21 protein-coding genes and 1 pseudogene are annotated in these 20,788 nt (G+C 67.2%); 7 read left to right on the forward strand and 15 right to left on the reverse strand.

Annotated elements, in window-relative coordinates; genetic code table 11:
* Window positions 1-45: 45 nt before the first annotated feature.
* Together API01S_RS15900 and acnA are read right to left on the reverse strand one after the other, a co-directional pair.
* The gene (locus API01S_RS15900) at window positions 46-957 is read right to left on the reverse strand and encodes a GntR family transcriptional regulator (protein ID WP_061305225.1); all 912 of its coding nucleotides are present in this window, start codon (window positions 955-957) and stop codon (window positions 46-48) included.
* A pseudogene (acnA, locus tag API01S_RS15905) lies at window positions 954-3,576 on the reverse strand (aconitate hydratase AcnA). Before acnA ends, API01S_RS15900 begins: the two are co-directional and overlap by 4 nt.
* Before the next feature lie 88 nt (window positions 3,577-3,664).
* On the opposite strand from acnA, the gene API01S_RS15910 reads away from it, so the two are divergent.
* Window positions 3,665-4,660 carry a Bug family tripartite tricarboxylate transporter substrate binding protein gene (locus API01S_RS15910; RefSeq protein WP_061305228.1) on the forward strand — a complete coding sequence of 332 codons (996 nt, stop codon included), beginning with the start codon at window positions 3,665-3,667 and terminating at the stop codon, window positions 4,658-4,660.
* Between the two features lie 16 nt (window positions 4,661-4,676).
* Here API01S_RS15910 and API01S_RS15915 read toward each other — a convergent pair whose 3' ends face one another.
* A complete protein-coding gene (locus API01S_RS15915; protein ID WP_254598601.1) occupies window positions 4,677-5,333 on the reverse strand; it encodes a 2OG-Fe(II) oxygenase in 657 nt (218 codons plus the stop codon).
* A gap of 179 nt (window positions 5,334-5,512) precedes the next feature.
* Between API01S_RS15915 and API01S_RS15920 the strand changes: the two genes are divergently transcribed.
* The gene (locus API01S_RS15920) at window positions 5,513-6,205 is read left to right on the forward strand and encodes an HAD family hydrolase (protein ID WP_050729318.1); all 693 of its coding nucleotides are present in this window, start codon (window positions 5,513-5,515) and stop codon (window positions 6,203-6,205) included.
* A 24-nt stretch (window positions 6,206-6,229) separates the two neighbouring features.
* On the opposite strand, the gene API01S_RS15925 is transcribed toward API01S_RS15920, so the two are convergent.
* Entirely contained in the window at window positions 6,230-7,012 is a 783-nt protein-coding gene (locus API01S_RS15925) for an SDR family oxidoreductase (RefSeq protein WP_061305232.1), read from the reverse strand.
* A gap of 149 nt (window positions 7,013-7,161) precedes the next feature.
* Between API01S_RS15925 and API01S_RS15930 the strand changes: the two genes are divergently transcribed.
* Window positions 7,162-7,698 carry an MgtC/SapB family protein gene (locus tag API01S_RS15930; RefSeq protein ID WP_006221360.1) on the forward strand — a complete coding sequence of 179 codons (537 nt, stop codon included), beginning with the start codon at window positions 7,162-7,164 and terminating at the stop codon, window positions 7,696-7,698.
* Between the two features lie 10 nt (window positions 7,699-7,708).
* Here API01S_RS15930 and API01S_RS15935 read toward each other — a convergent pair whose 3' ends face one another.
* From API01S_RS15935 to API01S_RS15970, 8 genes are all read right to left on the reverse strand, one after another.
* A complete protein-coding gene (locus tag API01S_RS15935) occupies window positions 7,709-8,455 on the reverse strand; it encodes an SDR family oxidoreductase (RefSeq protein ID WP_006221359.1) in 747 nt (248 codons plus the stop codon).
* Window positions 8,456-8,498: 43 nt separating this feature from the next.
* Window positions 8,499-8,882 carry a cupin domain-containing protein gene (locus tag API01S_RS15940; RefSeq protein WP_050729316.1) on the reverse strand — a complete coding sequence of 128 codons (384 nt, stop codon included), beginning with the start codon at window positions 8,880-8,882 and terminating at the stop codon, window positions 8,499-8,501.
* 130 nt (window positions 8,883-9,012) lie between these two features.
* A complete protein-coding gene (locus API01S_RS15945) occupies window positions 9,013-9,822 on the reverse strand; it encodes an AraC family transcriptional regulator (RefSeq protein WP_006221357.1) in 810 nt (269 codons plus the stop codon).
* Window positions 9,823-9,839: 17 nt separating this feature from the next.
* A complete protein-coding gene (locus API01S_RS15950; protein ID WP_006221356.1) occupies window positions 9,840-10,226 on the reverse strand; it encodes a VOC family protein in 387 nt (128 codons plus the stop codon).
* Between the two features lie 60 nt (window positions 10,227-10,286).
* A complete protein-coding gene (locus API01S_RS15955; RefSeq protein ID WP_231689403.1) occupies window positions 10,287-11,354 on the reverse strand; it encodes a formylglycine-generating enzyme family protein in 1,068 nt (355 codons plus the stop codon).
* Window positions 11,355-11,455: 101 nt separating this feature from the next.
* A complete protein-coding gene (gene alkB, locus API01S_RS15960; RefSeq protein WP_006221354.1) occupies window positions 11,456-12,109 on the reverse strand; it encodes a DNA oxidative demethylase AlkB in 654 nt (217 codons plus the stop codon).
* Between the two features lie 8 nt (window positions 12,110-12,117).
* A complete protein-coding gene (locus API01S_RS15965; RefSeq protein ID WP_050729315.1) occupies window positions 12,118-12,828 on the reverse strand; it encodes a 2OG-Fe(II) oxygenase in 711 nt (236 codons plus the stop codon).
* A 113-nt stretch (window positions 12,829-12,941) separates the two neighbouring features.
* Complete coding sequence (locus tag API01S_RS15970) at window positions 12,942-14,489, reverse strand: phospholipase D family protein (RefSeq protein ID WP_061305618.1); 1,548 nt, start codon at window positions 14,487-14,489, stop codon at window positions 12,942-12,944.
* Between the two features lie 73 nt (window positions 14,490-14,562).
* Between API01S_RS15970 and API01S_RS15975 the strand changes: the two genes are divergently transcribed.
* A complete protein-coding gene (locus API01S_RS15975) occupies window positions 14,563-15,132 on the forward strand; it encodes a helix-turn-helix domain-containing protein (RefSeq protein ID WP_050729314.1) in 570 nt (189 codons plus the stop codon).
* Between the two features lie 7 nt (window positions 15,133-15,139).
* A complete protein-coding gene (locus API01S_RS15980) occupies window positions 15,140-15,682 on the forward strand; it encodes a GNAT family N-acetyltransferase (protein ID WP_006221350.1) in 543 nt (180 codons plus the stop codon).
* 127 nt (window positions 15,683-15,809) lie between these two features.
* Here API01S_RS15980 and API01S_RS15985 read toward each other — a convergent pair whose 3' ends face one another.
* Window positions 15,810-16,142, reverse strand: a complete 333-nt coding sequence (locus tag API01S_RS15985; RefSeq protein ID WP_006221349.1) for a hypothetical protein — start codon at window positions 16,140-16,142, stop codon at window positions 15,810-15,812.
* A 317-nt stretch (window positions 16,143-16,459) separates the two neighbouring features.
* Between API01S_RS15985 and API01S_RS15990 the strand changes: the two genes are divergently transcribed.
* The gene (locus API01S_RS15990; protein WP_006221348.1) at window positions 16,460-17,290 is read left to right on the forward strand and encodes an SDR family NAD(P)-dependent oxidoreductase; all 831 of its coding nucleotides are present in this window, start codon (window positions 16,460-16,462) and stop codon (window positions 17,288-17,290) included.
* A gap of 87 nt (window positions 17,291-17,377) precedes the next feature.
* On the opposite strand, the gene API01S_RS15995 is transcribed toward API01S_RS15990, so the two are convergent.
* On the reverse strand, window positions 17,378-18,148 hold the full coding sequence (locus API01S_RS15995; RefSeq protein WP_050729313.1) for a sulfite exporter TauE/SafE family protein: 771 nt from the start codon (window positions 18,146-18,148) through the stop codon (window positions 17,378-17,380).
* A 240-nt stretch (window positions 18,149-18,388) separates the two neighbouring features.
* On the opposite strand from API01S_RS15995, the gene API01S_RS16000 reads away from it, so the two are divergent.
* Complete coding sequence (locus tag API01S_RS16000; protein WP_050729312.1) at window positions 18,389-19,351, forward strand: LysR substrate-binding domain-containing protein; 963 nt, start codon at window positions 18,389-18,391, stop codon at window positions 19,349-19,351.
* Here API01S_RS16000 and API01S_RS16005 read toward each other — a convergent pair.
* Window positions 19,272-20,675 (reverse strand): MATE family efflux transporter, encoded by a 1,404-nt coding sequence (locus tag API01S_RS16005; protein WP_050729311.1) that lies wholly within the window; start codon window positions 20,673-20,675, stop codon window positions 19,272-19,274. The genes API01S_RS16000 and API01S_RS16005 overlap by 80 nt on opposite strands.
* Window positions 20,676-20,788 lie beyond the last annotated feature (113 nt).

Genomic DNA, 20,788 nt, shown 5'->3' on the forward strand with positions numbered 1-20,788 from the left:
TGCCTTCATCATAAAAAGCCAGGCGGCCGGGCACGCCATCGCGCGTCAGGCCGGGGAAGTCAGGATGCCGCTGATGCGCGACAGGTTGTCCAGCGTGCTGCGCAGATGGCGCGACAGCGCGGCGGCGGCGTCTTCGTTGCGTTCGCGTTCCAAGAGGTCGAGTATTTCCAGATGCTGATCGCAATGCTGCTCATAGCGGCTGCGGTCCTGCATGGAGCGATACGACAGCAGCCGGCGCACGCGGTTGACGCGCTTGATGGTGTCGATGAAAAACGGGTTGCCCGAGGCTTCGACCAGCGACTCATGGAAGCGCACGCCGCGCTCGTGCAGCTGGTCGGCCGTGTCGGTGGCGATGCCGCCTTCCAGCAGATGCCGTTCGGCGGCGCGGCAGCGGTCGATCACGCTCTGTTCAATGCGGAACGTGGGCTCCAGCAAGGCGGCCGGTTCCAGCGCCAGGCGCAGCCGGTACGACTGCAACAGGCTGTCGGGCGTCGTCATCATGGACGAGAATTCCCAGCCATAGCCGGGGCGTCGCTGCGCCCAACCTTCCTGCGATACGCGCGCCAGCAGCGCCTGCGTCTGCGCGTTGGTCAGCGCATAGCGCACTCGCAGCTGCGCTTCGCTGCATTGCATGGGCAGCACGCCGCGCAGCAGTTCATCGGCCAGCTTGAAGTAGCTTTGCGTGACGATGTCGTCCGCCGAGGGCGGCGCCAGTTCGGCCAGCTCGGCCGGCGCGTCGGGCAGCGCGTCGAAGTCCTGCTGCAAAAAATAACCGCGGTTCGGCTTGCGCGCCACGATGCCGTGCTGCTCCAGCACGCCCAGCGCGTCGTTGACCGGCGAACGCGACAGCCGCAGCCGGTCGGCCAGCTTCTGCGCGGTCAGGTGGGCGCCGCCGGGCAGGCGGTCCTGTCGGATCAGTTCCAGGATTTTCGTGACGGTATTGGTTTGCGCGCTCATGGGATCGTGGCTGGCCGGAGGGTGTCCGCTAGGATAGCGGGAATGACGCCGCCCATCCGCAACAGACGCACTTCCAACCGGGTCTCGACGGCGGCCGTGGCTTGCAGCGTGTCCACCGCGCCACTGGCGCGCAGCAGCCGCACGGCGATCGGCATGCGGGGCGACAACGTGTCCGACGGTGCATCGATTTCAATCCGGTCGCCCGATTGCAGCGCCAGCGTGTCCGGCGTGACGCCGTCCGGCAGGCGCAGCGGCAGGATGCCCATGCCGATCAGGTTGGACCGGTGGATCCGTTCAAAGCTCACGGCCAGCACGGCGCGGATGCCCAGCAGCCGCTGGCCCTTGGCGGCCCAATCGCGCGATGACCCGGTGCCAAAGCGCGCGCCGGCCACCAGCACCACTGAGTGCCCGTCCTGCCGGTAATGCGCCGCCGCGTCCCAGATGGGTTCCACGCGTCCGCTGGGCGCATGCAGCGTGTGGCCGACGGGCGCGTCAGGGCAGAGGCGGTTCACGAGGCTCTTGCTGTAGAACGCGGCCCGCATCATCACTTCCCAATTGCCTCGGCGCGAGGCGAAGACGTTCAGGTCGTTGCGGTCATCGCCGCGCGCCACCAGGAAGTCCGCCACCAGGCTATCTGGCGGAATGGCGCTGGCGGGCGACAGGTGGTCGGTGGTGACGTCGTCGCCCAGCACCAGCAGCGGGTGGGCAATGTATTGGCCGAGCTGGCCGGCAGCCTCGGTGGACGCGAACGGCGGGCGGCGCAGCGCGGTGGAAGCGGGATCCCATGGAAAACGCGGCGAGTCCGGCGATTGCAGCGCTTGCCAGGCCGGGTTGGCGCTGGCGATGCTGAAGGCGGCGCGGTAGTCATCCGTGCGCAGGCCGCGCGCCAGCGCCGCGTCGATGTCGGCGTCGGTGGGCCACAAGTCGCGCAGGTAGACGGCGCGGCCATCGGGCGCGATCTGCACGGGTTCTTGCGTCAGGTCGCGTTCGGCATCGCCAGCCAGCGCAAAGGCGATGACCAGGGGGGGCGACATCAGGAAGCCCAGGTCCAGGTCGGGATGGATGCGCCCGGTGAAGTTGCGATTGCCCGACAGCGCGGCGACGGGGTGAACCGTGCCGGCCGCCATGGCTTCACGTACCGGCCCGGGTAGCGCACCCGAGTTGCCGATGCAGGTGGTGCAGCCATACCCGACGATGTCAAAGCCGACCGAGGCCAGATCGTCCAGCAGTCCGGCGCGCGCAAGATAATTGGCGGCGGCAGGCGAGCCCGGTCCCAGCGACGTCTTGACCCAGGCGGGCACGCGCAGTCCGGCCTGACGCGCCTTGCGGGCCAGCAGGCCGGCCGCCATCAACAGGCGTGGATCGGACGTGTTGGTGCAACTGGTAATCGCCGCGATGGCGACGGGGTAGCGCGGCAGGCCGCTAGCCTGGCCCGGCGTCGGACGGAAATCCAGCGCCGCCAGGATGGCCTTGGTGTCGCCATAGGGATGCAGGTCCTGCGGCCGTTTCGGACCGGCGACGTGCATGCCGATCTGGTCCAGCGCAATGTCGATGACACGGGTGTAGCGCGGACAGGCTTGCGGGTCCAGCGCGATGCCGGCGTGCCGGGCATAGGCGGCGACGCGCGCAATGTGCGCCTCGCCGCGGCCGGTTTCGCGCAGGTAATCCAGCGTGGCCGCGTCGATGGGAAAGTAGCCGGTGGTTGCGCCGTATTCCGGCGCCATGTTCGCCACCACGCAGCGGCTGCCCGCCGATAGCGTGCTGACGCCGGGGCCGAAGAACTCAACGAATTCGCCGGACACGTCGATGGCGCGCAGCCGCTGGGTCACCGTCAGTGCAAGATCGGTCGCCGTCACGCCGGGCGCCAGCGCGCCGCTCAGGCGCACGCCGATCACATCGGGAATGCGCAGCAGCGTCGGCATGCCGAACATCACGGTCTGCGCCTCCAGGCCGCCCACGCCCCAGCCCAGCACGCCGATGCCGTTGATCATGGGCGTGTGGCTGTCGGTGCCGATCATCATGTCGGGGTACAGCAGGCCGTCATCGCCCTGGCAGACCACCGTGGCCAGCTGCTCCAGGTTGATGGTGTGCATGATGCCGGTGCCCGGCGGGTGGATACGCACATTGGACAGGGCCTTCGAGGCCCAGCGCAGAAAGCGGTAGCGCTCGGCGTTGCGGCGCAATTCCGTGTCCAGGTTCAGCGCGGCGGCGTCCGCTCGCGCATAGGCTTCGACGGCCAGGGAATGGTCTACAGACACATCCACGGGCAGCACCGGGTTCAGCACGGCGGGGTCCATGCCGGCTTCGGCCAGCGCGTCGCGCATGGCGGCGATGTCGACCAGCGCCGGCGTGCTGGTGGTGTCGTGCATCAGCACCCGGCCCGGCTGGAATGCAATCTCGGCGTCGCTCGTTCCGTGCTCCAGCCAGCGGCAGCGCGGACACGGCGGCCTCGCGCTCGTCGCCCTGCATGTTGCGCAGCGCGTTTTCGAGCAGCATGCGCAGCACCACGGGCAGACGCCAGTAGTCCGCGCCGAACATCGCGGGCAGGTCCAGGCAGGCGTGATCCACGCCATCAAGCGGGAAACGAGCGAGTCGCAGCGAAGCATTGGTGTTTTCCATAGCTGCAAGTTTTGCATATTGCACATATAAAATGCAATTAAGTAAAAACCCGGCCGTCATTCCGAACAGGCCGAACAGGAGACTCGTTATGCCCCCCAATCGACTTTTTGCGGCCGCCGCTTCGGCTTTGGCCCTGAGCCTGGCCACTGCCGTGCCCGCCACTTCCGCCTGGGCGGCCGACGCCGGCCGGCCCATCAGCCTGATCGTGCCCTTCGCGGCGGGCGGCGGCGTGGACGGCATGGGACGCCTGCTGGCCGAACGCCTGCGCAGCGAAATGCCGCAGGGTGTCGTGGTGGAAAACAAGCCGGGCGCCAGCGGCATGCTGGGCGCGCAGACGGTGGTGCGTTCAACCCCGGACGGCACGACCTTGCTGCTAGGATCGGCGGGCGAAACCGCCATCAACCCGCTGGTGTTCAAGAGCAAGATGCAATACCAGCCGGAACAGGATCTGGTGCCGATTGCGTTGATCGCGCGCGTGCCCAACGTGCTGGTCGCCAATCCCAAGCTGCCGGTGGCCGACGTGAAAGAGCTGGTCGCCTATGGCCGCGCGCATCCCGACAAGCTGACCTACGCCACCAGCGGCGTGGGCAACCCGCAGCATCTGAATGGCGAACTGCTGCAATCGCTGGCCGGTATCAAGATGGTGCACGTGCCGTACAAGGGCGCGTCGGCGCAATTGGTGGACGTGGCGGCCGGCAGCGTGGACCTGACGTTCGTGAGCCTGGCGGGCGCCTTGCCCTTCATCAAGAGCGGCAAGGTCAAGCCCTTGGCGGTGACGTCGGCCAAGCGCGCCTCGTTCGCGCCCGACATTCCCGCCGTGGCCGAATACGCGCCGCTCAAGGACTATGCGCTGGAAAACTGGTTTGGCGTGTTCGTCGCCAAGGGCACCCCGCCTGAGGTCCAGCAAAAGCTGGCCGCCGCCATCGACCGCAGCCTGCACGACGAGAAATTCGTGGCCAGCATCCGCGAGCTGGGCGGCGAAGTGCAGCCGATGAGCCAGGATGAATTCCGCGCGTTTATCAAGGCGCAGACGGCGGTGTTCGCCAAGGTGGTGGCGGACGGCCACATCACGGCGGACAACTGACATGCCTCAAGGCGGGTCACGGCCCGTCGTGCAGCAGCAATTCCAAACCCGCGCGCTGGCCGGATCGCACGCGGCTGATGGCCTGCCGCGTGGTGACGCGATACACGCCACGCGCGCCGTGCACCGGGCGGTGCGACACCGCGATGATCGCCGCATCGCCCTGCCGCAGGGGCAGCACCATCGGGCGCGATTGCATGCGGGGGCGCTGCTCGGTCATCACGAATTCGCCGCCGGAGAAGTCTGCTTCGGGGTCCGACAGCAGGGCGATCAGCTGTAGCGGGAACACGGCCTGTCCCTGGTCGTGCTGCATCAGCGCCTGATAGCCGCCCTGTTCCAGCGTGCCGGCGGCGGACAGCGCGCGATGCTGGCCGGCGTCGCGGTTGCGCTGCATCCAGTCGGTGTAGTCATCGGGATAGGAAGCGGGCAGATCCAGGGCGGCCGCCCAGGCGCGGGCCAGGGGCAATAGCCGCTGGTACAAGGCCAGCCGCAAGGCAGGCAACGCGATGGGGCCGGCCGTTCGCGCAAGCGCGCGCGCCGCAGGCACAGTGAAAAAGCCGGGCAACAACGCCCAGCCTTGCGCGTCCAGGTGCTGGAATATCGCGTTCCAGTCGTAATGCTCAAGCGGGCGGTGGACGTCGGGCGAGATTTCCAAAGGCGTCGGGTCGGGTGTCATGGCGTGGCTGGTGGGATGCGCGTGGCACAGCATAGGCGGCGGGGCGCGGGCGCGTCACTCCGAAGATTGCTTTGCAATTGTGGGCCAGCCGCAGTGCCGCCTCTGTTTACGCGAGCCGTGCCGCGCGCCCCATGAAGTATGCTTACCCGCTTCATGAACACCCTCATTCCCCGCTCGCAATGACTGATTTTCCCTTTGACGCCGTGTTGTTCGACTGCGATGGCGTGCTGGTCGATTCCGAACCCATCACCAGCCACGTGCTGACCTTGATGCTGAACGAACTGGGCTGGGGCATCACCCACGAAGAGTCGATGCGCATCTTTACGGGCAAGGCCGTCAAGGACGAGCTGCCGTTGATCGAAGCGCGCACCGGCACGAAGCTGGGCCCGGAATGGTTCGACGAATTCCGCACGCGCCGCAATGCCGCGCTGGACCGCGACCTGCTTGAAATTCCCGGCGCGCCCGACGCCGTGCGCGCCTTGCACCGCACGCTGGACGGCCGCATCGCGGTGGCCTCCGGCGCCGACCGCCGCAAGGTCGAGCTGCAACTGGTCAAGGTCGGCATTGCCGACTGCTTTGACGGACGCGTCTTCAGCGGCCACGAAATGCCGCGCAGCAAGCCGTATCCCGACGTGTACCTGGCCGCCGCCGAGGCGCTGGGCGTGGACCCCACCCGCTGCGCCATCGTGGAAGACACGGTCACCGGCGCCACCGCTGGCGTGGCGGCGGGCGCGACGGTGTTCGGCTACAGCCCCGACGCCAATGGTCATAGCGGCGCCGAGGCGCTGCGCAACGTGGGCGTGGCCCACGTGTTCACCGATATGAACCAATTGCCCGGGCTGCTGGCGGGCTGGCAGGCCGGCGCGCGCTGACTTGTAGCGCGCCACGGGGCGCGCCTACTTGGCGTGATTGGCGTATTGCTCGCCGCCGTCCAGGTCGATCACGGTGCCGCTCAGGTAGCCCGCGCGCGGCGAGGCCCCGAACACGACCATGTCCGCCACCTCGGACGGCTCCATCAGCCGGTTGAACGGCAGGTCCGATAGCGTTTCCTGCCAGCGGTCCTCGTCGCCCCAGCGGGCTTGCGCGCGCTGCCGCGCCAGCGTCAGGACGCGGTCGGTGCGCGTGCGCGACGGGTTCACCCCAAAGACGCGCACGCCGTGGCGCGGCGCTTCACCGCCCAAGGCGCGAGTGAATGCGATCAGCGAGGCATTCGCCGCCGCGCCGCAGATGTAGTCCGCGCGCGGAGCGGCCCCGGCCATGCCGATGATGTTGGCGATGACGCCCGCGCCCGCCTCGCGCATGCGCGGGTAGTAGCTGCGGGCCAGGCTGATGTAGCCATGCACCTTCAATTCCCAGCCCGCGCGCCAGCGTTCGTCCTGCACCTGATCCAGCGCGCCGCCGGGCACCGCGCCCGCGTTGTTCACCAGGATGTCGATGCGGCCGGTGTCCTGCGCCAGCTTGTCTGCCGCGCCCGGCTGCGCCAGATCCAGCGCAACGGCCTGCGCCGCGCGGCCGGTCTGTTCGCGGATCAGCGCGGTGGCCTGATGCAGCGCGGCATCGTCGCGCGCCACCAGAATGGGGTCCGCGCCTTCGCGCGCAAAGGCGACGGCGCACGCCAGCCCGATGCCCTTGGATGCGCCCGTGATCAGCACGCGTTTTCCGGCCAGCTGCAAGTCCATGTTGCCTCCTGTGAATTGACGCCGGCACGCGCGGCGCACGTCCTGTTTGTAAACCAGTTGGGCGACCCGTGCCAGTGCGAAACAGGGCGTGGCGTGACGGCAGGCGCGCTGCTATGCTCGCTTCACCCTTGTCTTGCAGGAAGCAGCGAATGGCGCAAGTATGGTTGGAAATCTGGACCACGGTACGTAGCGAATTCGCGGATATCCCGGATGTCGCCGAAGCCACGCGCATCGTGCTGCGCCTGGGCATGGCGGTCATTCTGGGCGGCCTGCTGGGCTACGAGCGCGAACGCAGCGGCAAGGCCGCGGGCCTGCGCACCCACATGCTGGTGGCGCTGGGCGCGGCGATTTTCGTGTTGGTGCCGTTGCAGGGCGGCATGCAAGTGGGCGATATCAGCCGGGTGCTGCAAGGCGTGATCGCCGGCATCGGTTTCCTGGGCGCGGGCGCCATCATCAAACTCAGCAGTGAACGCGAGATCCATGGGCTGACCACGTCCGCCAGCATCTGGATGACCGCCGCCATCGGCGTGGCGGCAGGCATGGGGCGCGAGGCCACCGCGCTGGTCAGCACTTTGCTGGCGCTGTTCGTGCTGGCGGTGCTGCGCCGCGTCGAAGCCCGCATTTCCGAGCGCAAGGAAAAAAAGGGCTTGATCGCCACTGACGACAAGCCCGCGCGCAACGGTTAAGGCCCCGCGTTCAACTGCCGCCGGACACGTCGATGAACGAGCCACTGGTGTAGCCGGCTTCGTCGGAGAACAACCACATGACCGCGCCGGCCACTTCTTCCACCGAACCGCCGCGCCGCAACGGGATCACGCTTTTCAGGCGATCGACGCGGCCCGGTTCACCGCCGCTGGCGTGCATGTCGGTGTAGATGGTGCCCGGCCGCACGCCATTGACGCGGATGCCTTCGGGCGCGACTTCCTTGGACAGGCCGATGGTCATCGTGTCCAGCGCGCCCTTGGAGGCCGCGTAATCCACATATTCATTGGGCGAGCCCAGGCGCGCGGCGGCCGAGGACACGTTGACGATGGCGCCGCCCTGGCCGCCATGGCGCGTCGACATCCGGCGCACCGCCTCGCGGGCGCATAGAAACGCGCCGATGACGTTGGTGGACAGCACGCGCATCAGGCGGTCGACCTGCATTTCATCCAGGCGCATCTGCGTTTCCAGGATGCCGGCGTTGTTGACCAGCGCATCGATCTTGCCCAGCCGTTCGTCCAGCGTGCGGAACATGCGCAGCACGTCGTCTTCCTGCGAGACGTCGGCCTGGATGGCCAGCGCAACGCCGCCTTGTTGCTGGATGTCGGCCACGACGGCGTCGGCGGCGTCCGAGTGAGTGCGGTAGTTGATGCCTACCGCGTAGCCTCTGCGAGCGGCCAATCGGGCGACGGCGGCGCCGATTCCCCGGCTGCCGCCGGTAACGAGCATGACTTTGGGCATGGTGTCCTCCTGAATGCGGGTGACGGTAGCAGAAGGGGCCGGGTCAGATCCACACGTCGTTGGGCGCGCTGCGTTCGCCGCCCTGGTCGCCGGTATTGGCGACACCACAGGGTTCCACCAGCATCAGATGGGTTTCCTCGGTGGCGCAGGGTTTGTGCTCGACCCCCTTGGGGATGACGGTCATGTCGCCCGGACCCAGGTCCACGTGGCCCAGATCGGTCTGGCCATCGCGCAGATCGATTCGCAGCCGGCCGCTGACCACGATGAAGGTCTCGTCGGTATCGGCATGGCTGTGCCAGACGAATTCGCCTTGCACCTTGACCACCTTGAACTGGTAGTCGTTCATTTGCGCGATGACCTTGGGGCGCCAGTGTTCGGAGAACAGGGCCAGCTTGCCGGCGACGTTGATGGCGGATATCGGGGACATTTTTCAAACCTGGACGGGAAGGAACGTCACCAGCTTAGAGCGGGTCGAGGCCCCGCGTCTTGTACGTTCTTGCAGGTTTGGGCGGCAGTTGGCGTCGGCGGGGTAGTTTGTGGTGCAGGCAGCGGCGCAGTCAGCCGTGCAGCATGCGCCGCCACCGGTCGGGCGTCATGCCGTAGGTCTGCGCATGGCGGCGCGTCAGGTGGCTTTGGTCGGTGAAGCCGGCGCTGGCCGAGGCATCGGCCAGCGACGCGCCCGCCGCGATCAGGCGGCGCGCCAGATCCAGCCGGCGCAGCATGACGTAGCGGTAGGGGCTGGTGCCGAACAGCGCGCGAAAGTCGCGCGACAGGCTCCAGCGATCTTTACCGGCCGCCTGCGCCAAGGCGTCCAGCGTGATCGGGGCGTCGAGCGAGGCATGGATATATTGGCGCGCGCGCTCGGTGGCGATGTAGTCGGGGCTGCGACGTCCTTGCCGGCTGCCGGCCGCGGCGCAAAGCGCGTGGGCCAGGTCGTACAGGGCGTCGTCTTCCTGCAGGGAGTCGAGCGGCGCGTGCGTGTCTTGCAGCAGCGCGTCGCTGGCGGCGTAGAGCCTGGCGTCGGCCGAGATCCCGCCCGGGATGAAGGGCAGGGGCCGTCCGCCCAATATCTGCTGGATCAGCGCGGGTTCGACATAAAGCATGCGGTAGTGAAAGCCGGCTTCGGTGCCCGCCTGGCCGTCATGCGGTTCGTCGGGATGCAGCACGATGGTGCCGCCGGGCAGGCTGTGCCGGCAGGCGCGGCGGTAATTGAAGCTTTGCACGCCGGACAGCGTGCGGCCGATGGCGTAGGTGTCGTGCCGGTGCATGTCGTAGCCATGACCCCCGAAATAGGCTTCGATGCGCTCCACGTGGCCGGTGTCGGCCGCGCGAAGTATCCAGTCCTTTGTCGGTGTTGCCCGGGTCATGGCGGCCTTCGGCCAGGCTAGGGCTTCACCTGCACCAGCACGAATTCATTGCCGTACAGGTCGATGAAGTGGGCGTAGACGGTGGTGTCGTCATGGACGGGCTCCTTGGTGAAGCGCACGCCGCGCGCGGCGAAGTTGCTGTGATCGCGGACGACGTCGTCGGTGTAGAACACGCCCACCGGCTGGCCACCGGTCTGGTCGCCGACGCGGTCGCGCTGCGCCTGCGTCAGGGCTTGCAACAGCCAGACACCGACCGAGGGCTGGGCGGGCAGGCGCAGGTGCACGTAGCGTTGCTGGCCGACGGGCATATCTGCGTACACCTCCATGCCCAGCTTGTCTTGGTAGAAGGAAATGGCAGTGTCGTAGTCGTTCACGAGAAGGACGAGACGGCCCAGCGAATGCATGTCAGGACTCTCTTTGAGGTTAAGCGTGCGGCTATGCTAACCCGCCCGCGCCCCTTTCCCTCAATCGGCCTCGCGCAGCAGCCGCAGGCCGACCAGCGGGTAGCGGGTTTCCTGCGTATTCCAGTTGCGATAGGACGAGCGCGTGTACAGCGCCCAGGTGTGCCATGACCCGCCCCGGCGCACGCGCACGTTGCCGCTGGCGGGGCCTTCAGGGTCGTCCGTGGGCGAGTGTGCGTAATAGTCTTCGCCGTACCAGTCCGACACCCATTCCCAGGCATTGCCGTGCATGTCGTACAAGCCGAAGGCGTTGGCGGCATAGCTGGCCACCGGCGCAGTGAAAGTATTGCCGTCGTGGCGCGGCGTGGCGAAAGCGTGCCATTTTGGCCACAGTGGTTCGGCGTCGGCGTCAAAGCCGTTGCCTACGTCGGCCATGCCGTCGGGTGCGTCGCCGTTCTGGTAGCGCGTGCGGGTGCCCGCGCGGCAGGCGTATTCCCATTCCGCTTCGGTGGGCAGGCGGTAGACGTGGCCTTCCTGCTGCGTCAGCCAGCGCGCCAGCGCCGTGGCGTCGTTCCAGCTGATGTTCACGACCGGGTGTTCGTCCGTCTGCGCGAAGCCCGGATTGCGCCAGGAATAACGGCGGTCCCGGCCCTCGAAGGCGTCGCCGCGTTCCGACTTGTCGGGGTCATAGGCGGCGTTGTAGCCATAGCCGCCCGTGCCGTCCGCCTCGGACTCGGGCACATATCCCGACGCTTCGATGAAGCGCCTGAACTGGCCCACCGTCACTTCGGTGCGCCCCATATAGAAGGGGCGCGTGATGCGTACGGTGTGTACCGGCGCCTCGTCGAACAACTGCGCGAAGCGGTCCTTGGGATATTGCGGGTAGTCGCGGCCAAGCGTGTCCGCCGATTCCTCGCTGCCCATCTGGAACGTGCCGGCGGGGACCGCCACGAAAGCCATGCCCAGGGAATTCTCGACCAGTGCGGCAGGCTCCGTGGCCAGGGCGGGGGAAGATAGCGCCAGGCCGGCAAGCCACAATGCGGCCAATGGCGGTCGGGGCAGCGCAATTCTGGAAAACGACGGGGTCAGGATCGGCAGGCGGGCAAGCAGCTGGCGGAGGCGGATACGCATGGTTGTCGGCGGCGAAGCGCAAGGTCGCGCAGAGGGCGCAAAGGGGGTGCGCAAGTGTAGGGCTGCCGATTGCGCCCAGCCAGACGCGGCGAACCCTAGTATCAGCCCGCCTTGCGCAGCGTGAAATTGATGCGCTGGCTGCCCAGCCTCGGATGCGGCGCGTCCTTGACCGGCAGTACGCCGTGATAGCGCAAGCGGTCCACGCCGCCCCAGACGACGACGTCGCCATGAAACAAGGGCACGCGCGCCGCCTTGTCCGCGCGGTCGTCCCCGCCAAACAGGAACAGGGCGGGCATGCCCAGCGACACCGACACGATGGGCGCATCAAAGTCGCGTTCGTTCTTGTCCTGGTGGAGCGACAGCCGCGCGCCGGGCTCATAACGATTCACCAGGCAGGCATCGGGCGTAAAGCCTGCAAAGCCCGCCTCTTGCGCGGCGGCTTGCGCCAGGCGTTCGAAGGCGGCGGGCAGGTCGGGCCAGGGTTGGCCGGTCAGCGGGTCGATGCGCGCATAGCGGTAGCCGTGCGCGTCCGTCGTCCAGCCCCACTCGCCGCAATTGGTCAGCGCCACCGACATGGTGTAGCCGCCCGGCGTCTGCATGTGGCGCCAAGGCGATTGCGCCGTGACCGTGTCCACGCCGTGCAGCAGGGCGTCGGTGTCCGCCAGCGCAAAGCCGCGCAGCACGAACGACTGCGGGCCGATCTGCTCGCGTCCGTGCTGCGCGGTGTCTTCGTCGTTGAACAGGTTCAGCGTCATGGTGAGCGTTACTGCGCGTCGTGGAAGATCAGGCCCAGCGTGTGGCGCTGGCCGCCATGCAGCGCGCTGACGCCATGCCGCATCGCCGTCTTGCGCCAGCCGCGCGCGCCCGGCACGGGGCGCAGGTTGACGGTGAAGATCAGCGCGTCGCCCTGTTGCAGCGGCAGGACCTCGACGCGCTGCTCGCGGCTGCTGGTTTCCTGCATCACGAATTCGCCGCCCGTGAAGTCATGGCCGGGGCGCGACAGCAGCACGGCCACTTGCAACGGAAACACGTGCTCGCCGTACAGGTCTTGATGCAGGCAGTTGTAGTCGCCGGGGCCGTATTGCAGGATCAGCGGCGTGGGCCGCCGTTGCCCGGCATCGTGGCAACGTTGCAGAAAGTCGGCGTGGTCATCGGGGTATTGCATCGCCACGCCCAACTGGCGGTTCCAGCGGTTGGCGATCGGGGCCAGGCGCGGGTACAGCGCCGTGCGCAAGCCTTGCAGCAAGGACGGCAAGGGATACGAAAAATACTTGTATTCGCCACGCCCGAAGCCATGGCGCGCCATCACGATACGGCTGCGGTAGCGATCGGGCGCGGCGTAGCCGTTCGCCAGTTCGACGCATTGCGCGGGCGTCAACAGGCCGGGCACGATGGCGTTGCCGTTCGCGTCCAGCGAGTGCGTGATCGCGGTCCAGTCCAGGTCGGGCAACGGGGGGCAGAGCGGGGCGTCCATGTCGGTGGGAATGGGGCGGGAAAACAGTCAGTCTACGTCCGATGGAGCAGAGGGGAACTCCGCTTGTTGCGATGGGGGCGCCAATACGCACCGGCTGACAACCTTGCGCGCGCTTACAGCATGGATTCAATCGGCAGCAATGAAACAAACCACACCGAGAACCGCTTCCACGCGGACGTGCCGGGCTCGGTATCGTGGCGCAGCGGCGGCTGGCCGTCGCGCTGCTCTTCCCAGATCAGCTCGCCCCGCTCGTCCAGGCACACGCGGTACGCCACGCGCGGCACTTCCTGCTGGAAGGCTTCGGCAATGCGGCCCGCAAGCGTCGGGCTGTCGATCACAAAACCCAGTTCGGTATTCAGCGTGGCGGATCGCGGATCGAAGTTGAACGACCCGATGAACACGCGCTCGCCGTCTACGGCGAAGGTCTTGGCATGCAGACTGGAGCCGGAGCTGCCGAATGGGCCCATGCTCTTGTTGCGTTCGGCCCCGCCCGCCTGACGCTTCATCTCGTACAGCTGGACGCCGCCCGCCAGCAGATCCTTGCGGCGGCGCGCGTAGCCCGAATGCACCACCGCCACGTCGGTCGCCTCCAGCGCGTTGGTCAGCACCTGTACCTTGACGCCGCTTTGCGCCAGTTTGGCAAAGGCCTCGGTGCCGCGAGCCGTGGGCACGAAATACGGCGACACCAGTTGCAGATCGCGCGTCGGCTCGCCGATGATTTCATGCAGCTGATGCGGCAGCATGGCTTCACGCGGCGCCGTGCCCAGCGTCTTGCGCGGATCGTCGCTGACCATGCGCGTGTCGGCCCATTCCAGCGGCAGGTTGCCCTCCAGCAACTGACGGATGAACGGCAATTGCTTCATGGCCCGCGCGTAGGCCGCGGCTTCCGGAGAGCCTTCGACCTTGTTTGCCTGTTCTTCCAGCGCGTCCAGCTCGCCGGGGCCGGCGGGTTTCAGGATCCGGTCCACGGGGTAGGCCGAATCGCTGGCCCAGTAGCGATCGAAATCCTGCGAGACATCGTTGACCGCCGAGCCGATCGCCAACACGTCCAGGTCGGTAAACAGCACGCCGCTGGCGGCGCCGAAGTATTCATCGCCGATATTGCGGCCGCCGATGATGGTGGCCTGGTTGTCGGCGGTAAACGATTTGTTGTGCATGCGCCGGTTCAGCCGGCTGAAATCCGTGACGTAGCCCAGCGGCTTGGGCCAGCGCAGGACAAACGGGTTGTACAGCCGCACCTCGATAAGCGGATGGGCGTCCAGCGCCGCCAACACCTTGTCCAGCCCGGCCGTGCCGTTGTCGTCCAGCAGCAGGCGCACCCGCACGCCCCGGTCGGCCGCCGCATGCAGCGCTTCGAGCAGCATGGTGCCCGTCATGTCGTTGTGCCAGATGTAGTACTGCACATCCAGGCTGCGCTCGGCCGCGCGCGCCAACATCATCCGGGCCGCGAAGGCGTCGTGCGCGTCGCCCAAGGGGTGGATTCCCGACTTGCCGGGATGCGCGGCAGCCACGGGCGCAATGCCTCGACCCAGCGCCGTAGCCGCCGACTCGGCCGGCGTGAGCGCCTGCGATTCAGGGCGCTTGTCCAGCGGGGGCAGGCTGCAACCGCCAAGAAAAGATAAACAGAGTGCGGGCATGAGAAGGAATTTGGCCAAAGGCATGCCGTATTGTGCCGAAAATTCTTTCATCGCCCGGATATTGTGAGTTTTCCGTATATGAGATAAATTCCCGAATATGGAAAACGCTATCAATGAGCTGGATTTGGACCGCCGTATCGCTCACCGACTTCGCGCGCTGCGACAGGATCGCGGCTGGTCGCTGGACGATCTCGCGGGCCTGGCTGGCGTCAGCCGCGCCACCCTCTCGCGCCTGGAAAACGCCGAGGTCAGCCCCACCGCTTCGGTGCTGGGCAAGCTGTGCGCCGCGCACGGCATGACCATGTCGCGCCTGATGATGATGGTGGAAGACGACTTCGCGCCGCTGGTGCCCGAACATGCGCAGGCCGTGTGGGTCGACGACAGCGCGGGCTTTCGCCGACGTTCGGTGTCGCCGCCGGCCCAGCAACTGGCCGGCGAAGTCCTGGCATGCGAACTGGCCCCCGGCGCGCGCATCGCCTATGACCAGTCGCCCCGGCCCGGGCTGGAACACCATCTGTTGATGCTGGAAGGGCAATTGCAGATCACCGTCGATGGGCAGACGTACGCGCTCGCGCCCGGCGATTGCCTGCGGTACCAGTTGTTCGGCGCCAGCCTGTTCGTGACCCCGCCGCAACACGGCGCCCGTTATCTGTTGTTCATCGTCTGAGTCCGCCATGTCCCAAACCAGTACCTCCCTTGAATTGACCCGCTTGACGGCCGATGCCGCCCACGCCTGCCTGGACGAACTGGGCCAACTGCTGCACGCCTGCGTGCAGGATGGCGCCAGCGTCAGCTTCGTGTTGCCGCTGACGATGGACGAGGCCAACGCGTTCTGGCAGTCCAAGGTTCTGCCCGCCGTCGCGCAAGGAAAGTTGTCGTTGTGGGTCGCGCGCCAGGACGGACGCCTGGCCGGCTCGGTGCAACTGGACTGCGACACGCCGCCCAATCAACCGCACCGTGCCGAGATCCGCAAGCTGCTCGTCCACCCGGATTTCCGCCGCCAAGGCATCGCGCGCCGTTTGCTGAACGCCGCCGAGTCGCACGCCGTGTCGCTGGGCCGCAGCCTGATCACGCTGGACACCCGCACGGGCGACAGCGCCGAACCGCTCTATGTATCGGCCGGGTACGTCACGGTCGGCCAGATCCCCGGTTTCAGCCGCGACCCGCACGATGCGGGCAAGCTGGACGCGACCACGATTATGTACAAGCGGGTCTGACGGGCGGTTTTGACCCGTTTTCGTAAGGCCTTGATAAGCCAAAAGAAAAACGGGCCAGATTTGACCCGGTCGAGTCAAATCTGGCCCGTCTGGCCTGCGGCGCACCGCAGGCAGGGGCGTTGGACCTTCAAGCCAGCGGCTTGATGCCCACGCTGTAAGGGGGAGCGTTGCCGCGCGCGGGCGCTTTGATTTTCAGCATCGATCCGCCGGGGGTGAATTCGAATTCCTGGAACGGCACTTCGAACCACTGATGAAAGCTGGTGCGCGAGAACTCGGGCACCCAGACCTTGGGACGCTTGGCGTCGCAATGGAATTCGACCAGCGTGCGGTCGATGCCCAGCGGGCGCGTGTTGCCGATGCGGTAGCTGACGCGCAGCTCGGCGCTTTCGGTCGAGCCGGGGCGCCAGGTCAGGCCGATGGATTCCATGAATTGTTCAATCGCCTGAATACCGCGATGCATAGTTGACTCCGAATGCTGGCGGGCGACGCGCGCCCACAAAAATCCGCCGCGTGCAGCGGCGGGAAACAGGGGAATTATCCGACATTCCGCGTGGCCTTGCCGAGCGGGCCCCGGTTGGGGACGTCTGCCGCCTTCCGCATCCATGGAGAAATAGGCAGGTATCACGCAAGAACGAGGCTGTACGGGCAGGCGTGCGATTTTTAACATTCCTTCCAGGCTCGGGGCAGCGATTTCCATCAGGAATTTGCCGTTCGGAGTCCGCCCGCCAGGCATCTTGCCGGGGGGCCGCAAGCTGGCAAGCAAGGGAAGGGAATCGCATGAATGCCGAAAAAATCTGGTTGGTGACGGGTGCATCCACGGGCTTGGGCCTGACGCTGGTGAAGATGCTGCTGGACCAAGGGCACAAAGTGGCGGCGACGTCGCGGGATGGCGATGCGTTGCTGGAAGCGGTGGGCGCCAAGCTTGAGGGTCAGTTCCTGCCGTTGACGGTGGACCTGGTTGACGAACGCAATGTGCGCCGCGCGGTGGACGCGACCGTGGCCGCGTTCGGTGGCGTGGACGTGGTGGTGAACAACGCGCGGGCCGCGTGCCCGGGATCGCTGGCCGAGCTGTCCGACGCGCAGGTGCGCGCCTCGTTCGACATCAATGTCTTCGGCACGTTGAACGTGATACGCGCGGTGCTGCCGCGCATGCGGGCGCAGGGTAGTGGCCATGTCATCAATGTCTCGTCGATTCTTGGCTTCGATGGCAGGCATGCCGAGTGGGGCGCGTACAGCGCGGCCAAGTTCGCGGTGTGCGGATTGACCGAGGCGCTGGCCGCGCAGGCGGCGCCCTGGGGCGTGCGCGTGTCGCTGGTCTACCCCGGCGCGTTGCGCGAGCATTCGCCGCGCGATGGCGGTGATTCGCCGGAACGGGCGGCGCACCTGGCGCACTCGGCGCACGGGCAGGGCGGTAGCGACGTGGCCAAGGCCGCGCAGGCGCTGATCCAGGCGGCGCAGGCGCAGTACGCGCCGCTGCACCTGTTCCTGGGACGTGACGCGTTCGATCAGGCGCGCGTCAAGATCCAGTCGGTGCAGCAGGAGTTGGCGCGTTGGCGCGAGATGTCGGTATCGATCGGCTTTGTCGACGAGCGCCGCCTCGCGGCCTGAGCATGTCCGCTGAACGAGCGGCATGACTGATCCCGGGCGGGCGCTGATGGAGCACGGTCGCGCATCGAGCACCTTGCCGACTGCACCTCAACCCGTCCAGCCGTTCAACACTTGCCAAGCGCCCAGCAACGCCAGGCTGATCATGAAGCATCGCTTGAACATCCGGGCGGACAGCTTGTTGCGCAGCCATTGCCCCAGCGCCATGCCCCCCAGCGCCGGCAGCAACATCAAGACCGATGCGCCTGCCGCCTGGGGGCTGTAGCCGCCGTTCAGCCACAGCCCCGCCGCCAGCGCCACCGTGGACACCGTGAACGAGATGCCCATGGCCTGGATCAGTCCGTCCTTGCCCAGGTTCAGCGCCTGAAGGAATGGCACGGCCGGGATGACGAACACGCCGGTGGCGGCGGTGATGGCGCCGGTGACTACGCCGACCAGCGCGCCCAGCATGTTTTCATGGCGGCGCGGCACGGGCGGGGGCGAGCCGAACATGCCCCACGCGGCATAGGCGATCAGCGCCAGGCCCAGCCCCACGCTGGCCCATTGACCGCTGGGTGCGCCCAGCCATAGCGCGCCGGCCAGTGTCCCGACGCAGATGCCGGCCTGCATGGCGCCGATGCGGCGCAGGATGCGCGGCAGCGTCGGCCAGGGGCGCGCCTGCCAGAGATTGGTGATCAGCGACGGCACGATGAGCAAGGCGGCCGCCTGAGCGGGCGCCATCAGCAAGGCCAGCATCGCCATCGCAATGGTAGGCAGCCCCAAGCCCACGACGCCCTTGACCACGCCGGCCAGGACGAACACCGCGATGCAGGCGGCCAGGATGGCGGCCGTGCCGCCGGGCAGTAGAGCCACCGTGTTCATGTCATCACCGTATCGGCAGTCAGGCTATGGCTGGGCCTGATGCCGGCTTTCCATGCCGGGAGCGAGCGCAGCACGACCAAGGGGTGGAGCAACATCAGAGCGACCAGGAAAAGAGTCATGTGAAAACCAGAATCAAGAAACCCGACACGCCATCTTGCCTTCGGACAGCGGGATCTTGCATCGGGAAATGGCAGAGCCAGCCTACGGCCAGGCCATAGGCTGGCGTGCTACGCTGGCCGAATGCGATTCGACCTGACCGACCTTCGTCTTTTTCTTAACGTGCACGAGACAGGCTCGATCACGGCCGGCGCGCAGCGTACTCACATGACCTTGGCATCGGCCAGCGAACGCATCCGCGGCATGGAAGGCGCGCTGGGCGTGGCGCTGTTGGTGCGCGCGCATCGCGGCGTCGAGCCCACGCCAGCGGGGCGGACGCTGGCGCATCATGCGCGTGTCGTGCTGGCGCAGATCGACCGCATGCGTGGTGAGCTCGATCACTATGGTCATGGCCTGAAAGGCCATGTGCGCGTGTTGTGCAACACCACGGCGTTCAGTGAATATCTGCCGCCCGTGCTGGCCGACTTCTTGCGCGACCATCCGAACGTGTCCGTCGATCTGGAAGAACGGACCAGCCTGGAAATCGCCGATGCCTTGCGCGCCGGCGCCTGCGATATCGGCGTGCTGGCCGATTCCGCCGATCTGCACGGCCTCTACACGCGCACGTTCCGGCATGACCCCCTGACCTTGGTGGTGCCGCGCGGCCATGCGCTGGCGCGGCGGCAGTCGCTCAAGCTGGAAGAGGTGGCGGACGAGGACTTCATCGGGCTGGTCGAAGGCAGCGCGCTGCAAGCGCACCTGGCGCATCATGCGCGGCGCGCGGGCAAGGCGTTGTCGTATCGCGTGCGGCTGCGGGACTTTGACGCCGTGTGCAGGATGGTGGGGCAGGGCGTGGGCGTTGCCATCGTGCCGCGCGTGGCCGCCGTGCGGCTGGGCAGGTCGGCGGGTGTGCAGCGCGTGGCGCTGTCCGACGAGTGGGCCACGCGCGATCTGGTGCTCTGCGTGCGCGACGCGCTGCCGGCTTATGCGGCCGAACTGGTGGACTACGCGCTGCGAGATGCGCCGCTTACGAGCCCGCGAGCGGACGCGGCTTGTGCAGATGGCCGCGTTCAAACCACGACCCGGAAGCGACCGCCGCCAGGATGATCAGGCCGTACAGGCACATCGCCACCGCCGCCACCAGGAAGAAGACCGTCAACGAGCCCGTCAGGTGCAGCGCCACGCCGCCCGCGCCCACGGCGGTCGCAAGCCGCAGGCAACCGGCCAGCAAGGGCCACTTCAAGCGGCCCGCGCCTTGCGAGGCGAAGTACATCGAGAATCCCATCGCGAAAAAGCCGTACACCGGTCCCACGGTTTGCAGGTAGACGGCGCCCGCTTGCAGCATGTGGTCCTGCGCGCCGAACAGGCGCAGCCAGGCTTCGGGAAAGCAGGCCGCCGCCAGGCCGATGGCCTCGGCCAGCACGAAGGCCATCGCGCCGCCAGTCAGGGCGATTCGCACCGCGCGCTCGGGCTGGCCCGCCCCGATGTTGGACGCCACCATCGCGACCATGGGCGCGCCCAGCCCGAAGGCGATCGGAATCAGCAGGTATTCCAGCCGCACCGCGATGCCGTAGCCCGCCACTGCCGCCGTGCCCGCATAGGCCCCGACCAGCGCGGCGGTCAAGGCAACCAGGGCGTTGGTCAGCAGCGGGTTCAAGGTGGCCAGCGCGCCGACGCTGAGGATGCTGCGCATCAGCGACAGGTGCAGGCGGCTGGCGACCAGCCGCGCCGGGTTGCGGCCGCTGGCGCAGTACGCGCCCAGGATCAGCGCGCCCACGCCGTAATAAATGACCAGCGCCCAGCCGCCGCCCGCCACGCCCAGCGCGGGAAACGGTCCCCAACCGAAGATCAGGCAGGGCGACAAGGGGATCAGCAGCAAGGCCCCGCCGCAGATCACCGCGCCGGGCACGAGCATGTTGCCCGTGCCGCGGATGACGCTGGCGAAGGCGTTCATCAACCACATCAGCACGATGCCGCCGAAGATGACGTTGGAATAGGCCAGGGCGGCGTCCAGTGCTTCGCCTTGCGCACCCAGCGCGCGGTATAGCTGCGGCCCGAAGGCCAGCAACAGTACGCAGAAGAGGAGGCCCAGCAGCGCGTTGAGCACGACGGCGTGCAGCACCAACTGGTCGGCCTCTTGCTGCCTGCCACCGCCCAGCGCGCGCGCCACGGCGGCCGAGATGCCGCCGCCCATCGCGCCCTGCGACATGTTGCCCATCAGGAACAGCACGGGCACCACCAGCGCCACGCCCGCCAGCACGGACGTACCCAGGCGCGCCAGGAACCAGGTTTCGATCAGCCCGGTGGCGGACTGCGCCGACATCATCAAAATATTGGGCCAGGCCAGGCGCGCCAACGTAGGGGCGATGGGCGCTTCCAGCATCGCCTGCAGGCGCGCGTTGGCGGGGCGAGGCGTAGGTGTCGATGACATGGGCGAGGGCCTGAACAGGATGCGATAAAATTTACGTGCATATGCCAATATCTGTCAAGAATGCGCTGGACGCCGGCTGGTCCCGGCAGTAGCGTATTGAGCTTGCCCGAACC

The sequence above is a fragment of the Achromobacter piechaudii NBRC 102461 genome, assembly GCF_001571245.1.
In the GTDB taxonomy this organism is placed as follows: Bacteria; Pseudomonadota; Gammaproteobacteria; order Burkholderiales; family Burkholderiaceae_B; genus Achromobacter; species Achromobacter piechaudii.

What these genes read in the sequence shown, in the direction of transcription:
- API01S_RS15900 (WP_061305225.1), bottom strand. Translation starts at nt 957, where the DNA reads ATGAGCGCGCAAACCAATACCGTCACGAAAATCCTGGAACTGATCCGA.
- API01S_RS15910 (WP_061305228.1), top strand. Translation starts at nt 3,665, where the DNA reads ATGCCCCCCAATCGACTTTTTGCGGCCGCCGCTTCGGCTTTGGCCCTG.
- API01S_RS15915 (WP_254598601.1), bottom strand. Translation starts at nt 5,333, where the DNA reads ATGACACCCGACCCGACGCCTTTGGAAATCTCGCCCGACGTCCACCGC.
- API01S_RS15920 (WP_050729318.1), top strand. Translation starts at nt 5,513, where the DNA reads ATGACTGATTTTCCCTTTGACGCCGTGTTGTTCGACTGCGATGGCGTG.
- API01S_RS15925 (WP_061305232.1), bottom strand. Translation starts at nt 7,012, where the DNA reads ATGGACTTGCAGCTGGCCGGAAAACGCGTGCTGATCACGGGCGCATCC.
- API01S_RS15930 (WP_006221360.1), top strand. Translation starts at nt 7,162, where the DNA reads ATGGCGCAAGTATGGTTGGAAATCTGGACCACGGTACGTAGCGAATTC.
- API01S_RS15935 (WP_006221359.1), bottom strand. Translation starts at nt 8,455, where the DNA reads ATGCCCAAAGTCATGCTCGTTACCGGCGGCAGCCGGGGAATCGGCGCC.
- API01S_RS15940 (WP_050729316.1), bottom strand. Translation starts at nt 8,882, where the DNA reads ATGTCCCCGATATCCGCCATCAACGTCGCCGGCAAGCTGGCCCTGTTC.
- API01S_RS15945 (WP_006221357.1), bottom strand. Translation starts at nt 9,822, where the DNA reads ATGACCCGGGCAACACCGACAAAGGACTGGATACTTCGCGCGGCCGAC.
- API01S_RS15950 (WP_006221356.1), bottom strand. Translation starts at nt 10,226, where the DNA reads ATGCATTCGCTGGGCCGTCTCGTCCTTCTCGTGAACGACTACGACACT.
- API01S_RS15955 (WP_231689403.1), bottom strand. Translation starts at nt 11,354, where the DNA reads ATGCGTATCCGCCTCCGCCAGCTGCTTGCCCGCCTGCCGATCCTGACC.
- alkB (WP_006221354.1), bottom strand. Translation starts at nt 12,109, where the DNA reads ATGACGCTGAACCTGTTCAACGACGAAGACACCGCGCAGCACGGACGC.
- API01S_RS15965 (WP_050729315.1), bottom strand. Translation starts at nt 12,828, where the DNA reads ATGGACGCCCCGCTCTGCCCCCCGTTGCCCGACCTGGACTGGACCGCG.
- API01S_RS15970 (WP_061305618.1), bottom strand. Translation starts at nt 14,489, where the DNA reads ATGCCTTTGGCCAAATTCCTTCTCATGCCCGCACTCTGTTTATCTTTT.
- API01S_RS15975 (WP_050729314.1), top strand. Translation starts at nt 14,563, where the DNA reads ATGGAAAACGCTATCAATGAGCTGGATTTGGACCGCCGTATCGCTCAC.
- API01S_RS15980 (WP_006221350.1), top strand. Translation starts at nt 15,140, where the DNA reads ATGTCCCAAACCAGTACCTCCCTTGAATTGACCCGCTTGACGGCCGAT.
- API01S_RS15985 (WP_006221349.1), bottom strand. Translation starts at nt 16,142, where the DNA reads ATGCATCGCGGTATTCAGGCGATTGAACAATTCATGGAATCCATCGGC.
- API01S_RS15990 (WP_006221348.1), top strand. Translation starts at nt 16,460, where the DNA reads ATGAATGCCGAAAAAATCTGGTTGGTGACGGGTGCATCCACGGGCTTG.
- API01S_RS15995 (WP_050729313.1), bottom strand. Translation starts at nt 18,148, where the DNA reads ATGAACACGGTGGCTCTACTGCCCGGCGGCACGGCCGCCATCCTGGCC.
- API01S_RS16000 (WP_050729312.1), top strand. Translation starts at nt 18,389, where the DNA reads ATGCGATTCGACCTGACCGACCTTCGTCTTTTTCTTAACGTGCACGAG.
- API01S_RS16005 (WP_050729311.1), bottom strand. Translation starts at nt 20,675, where the DNA reads ATGTCATCGACACCTACGCCTCGCCCCGCCAACGCGCGCCTGCAGGCG.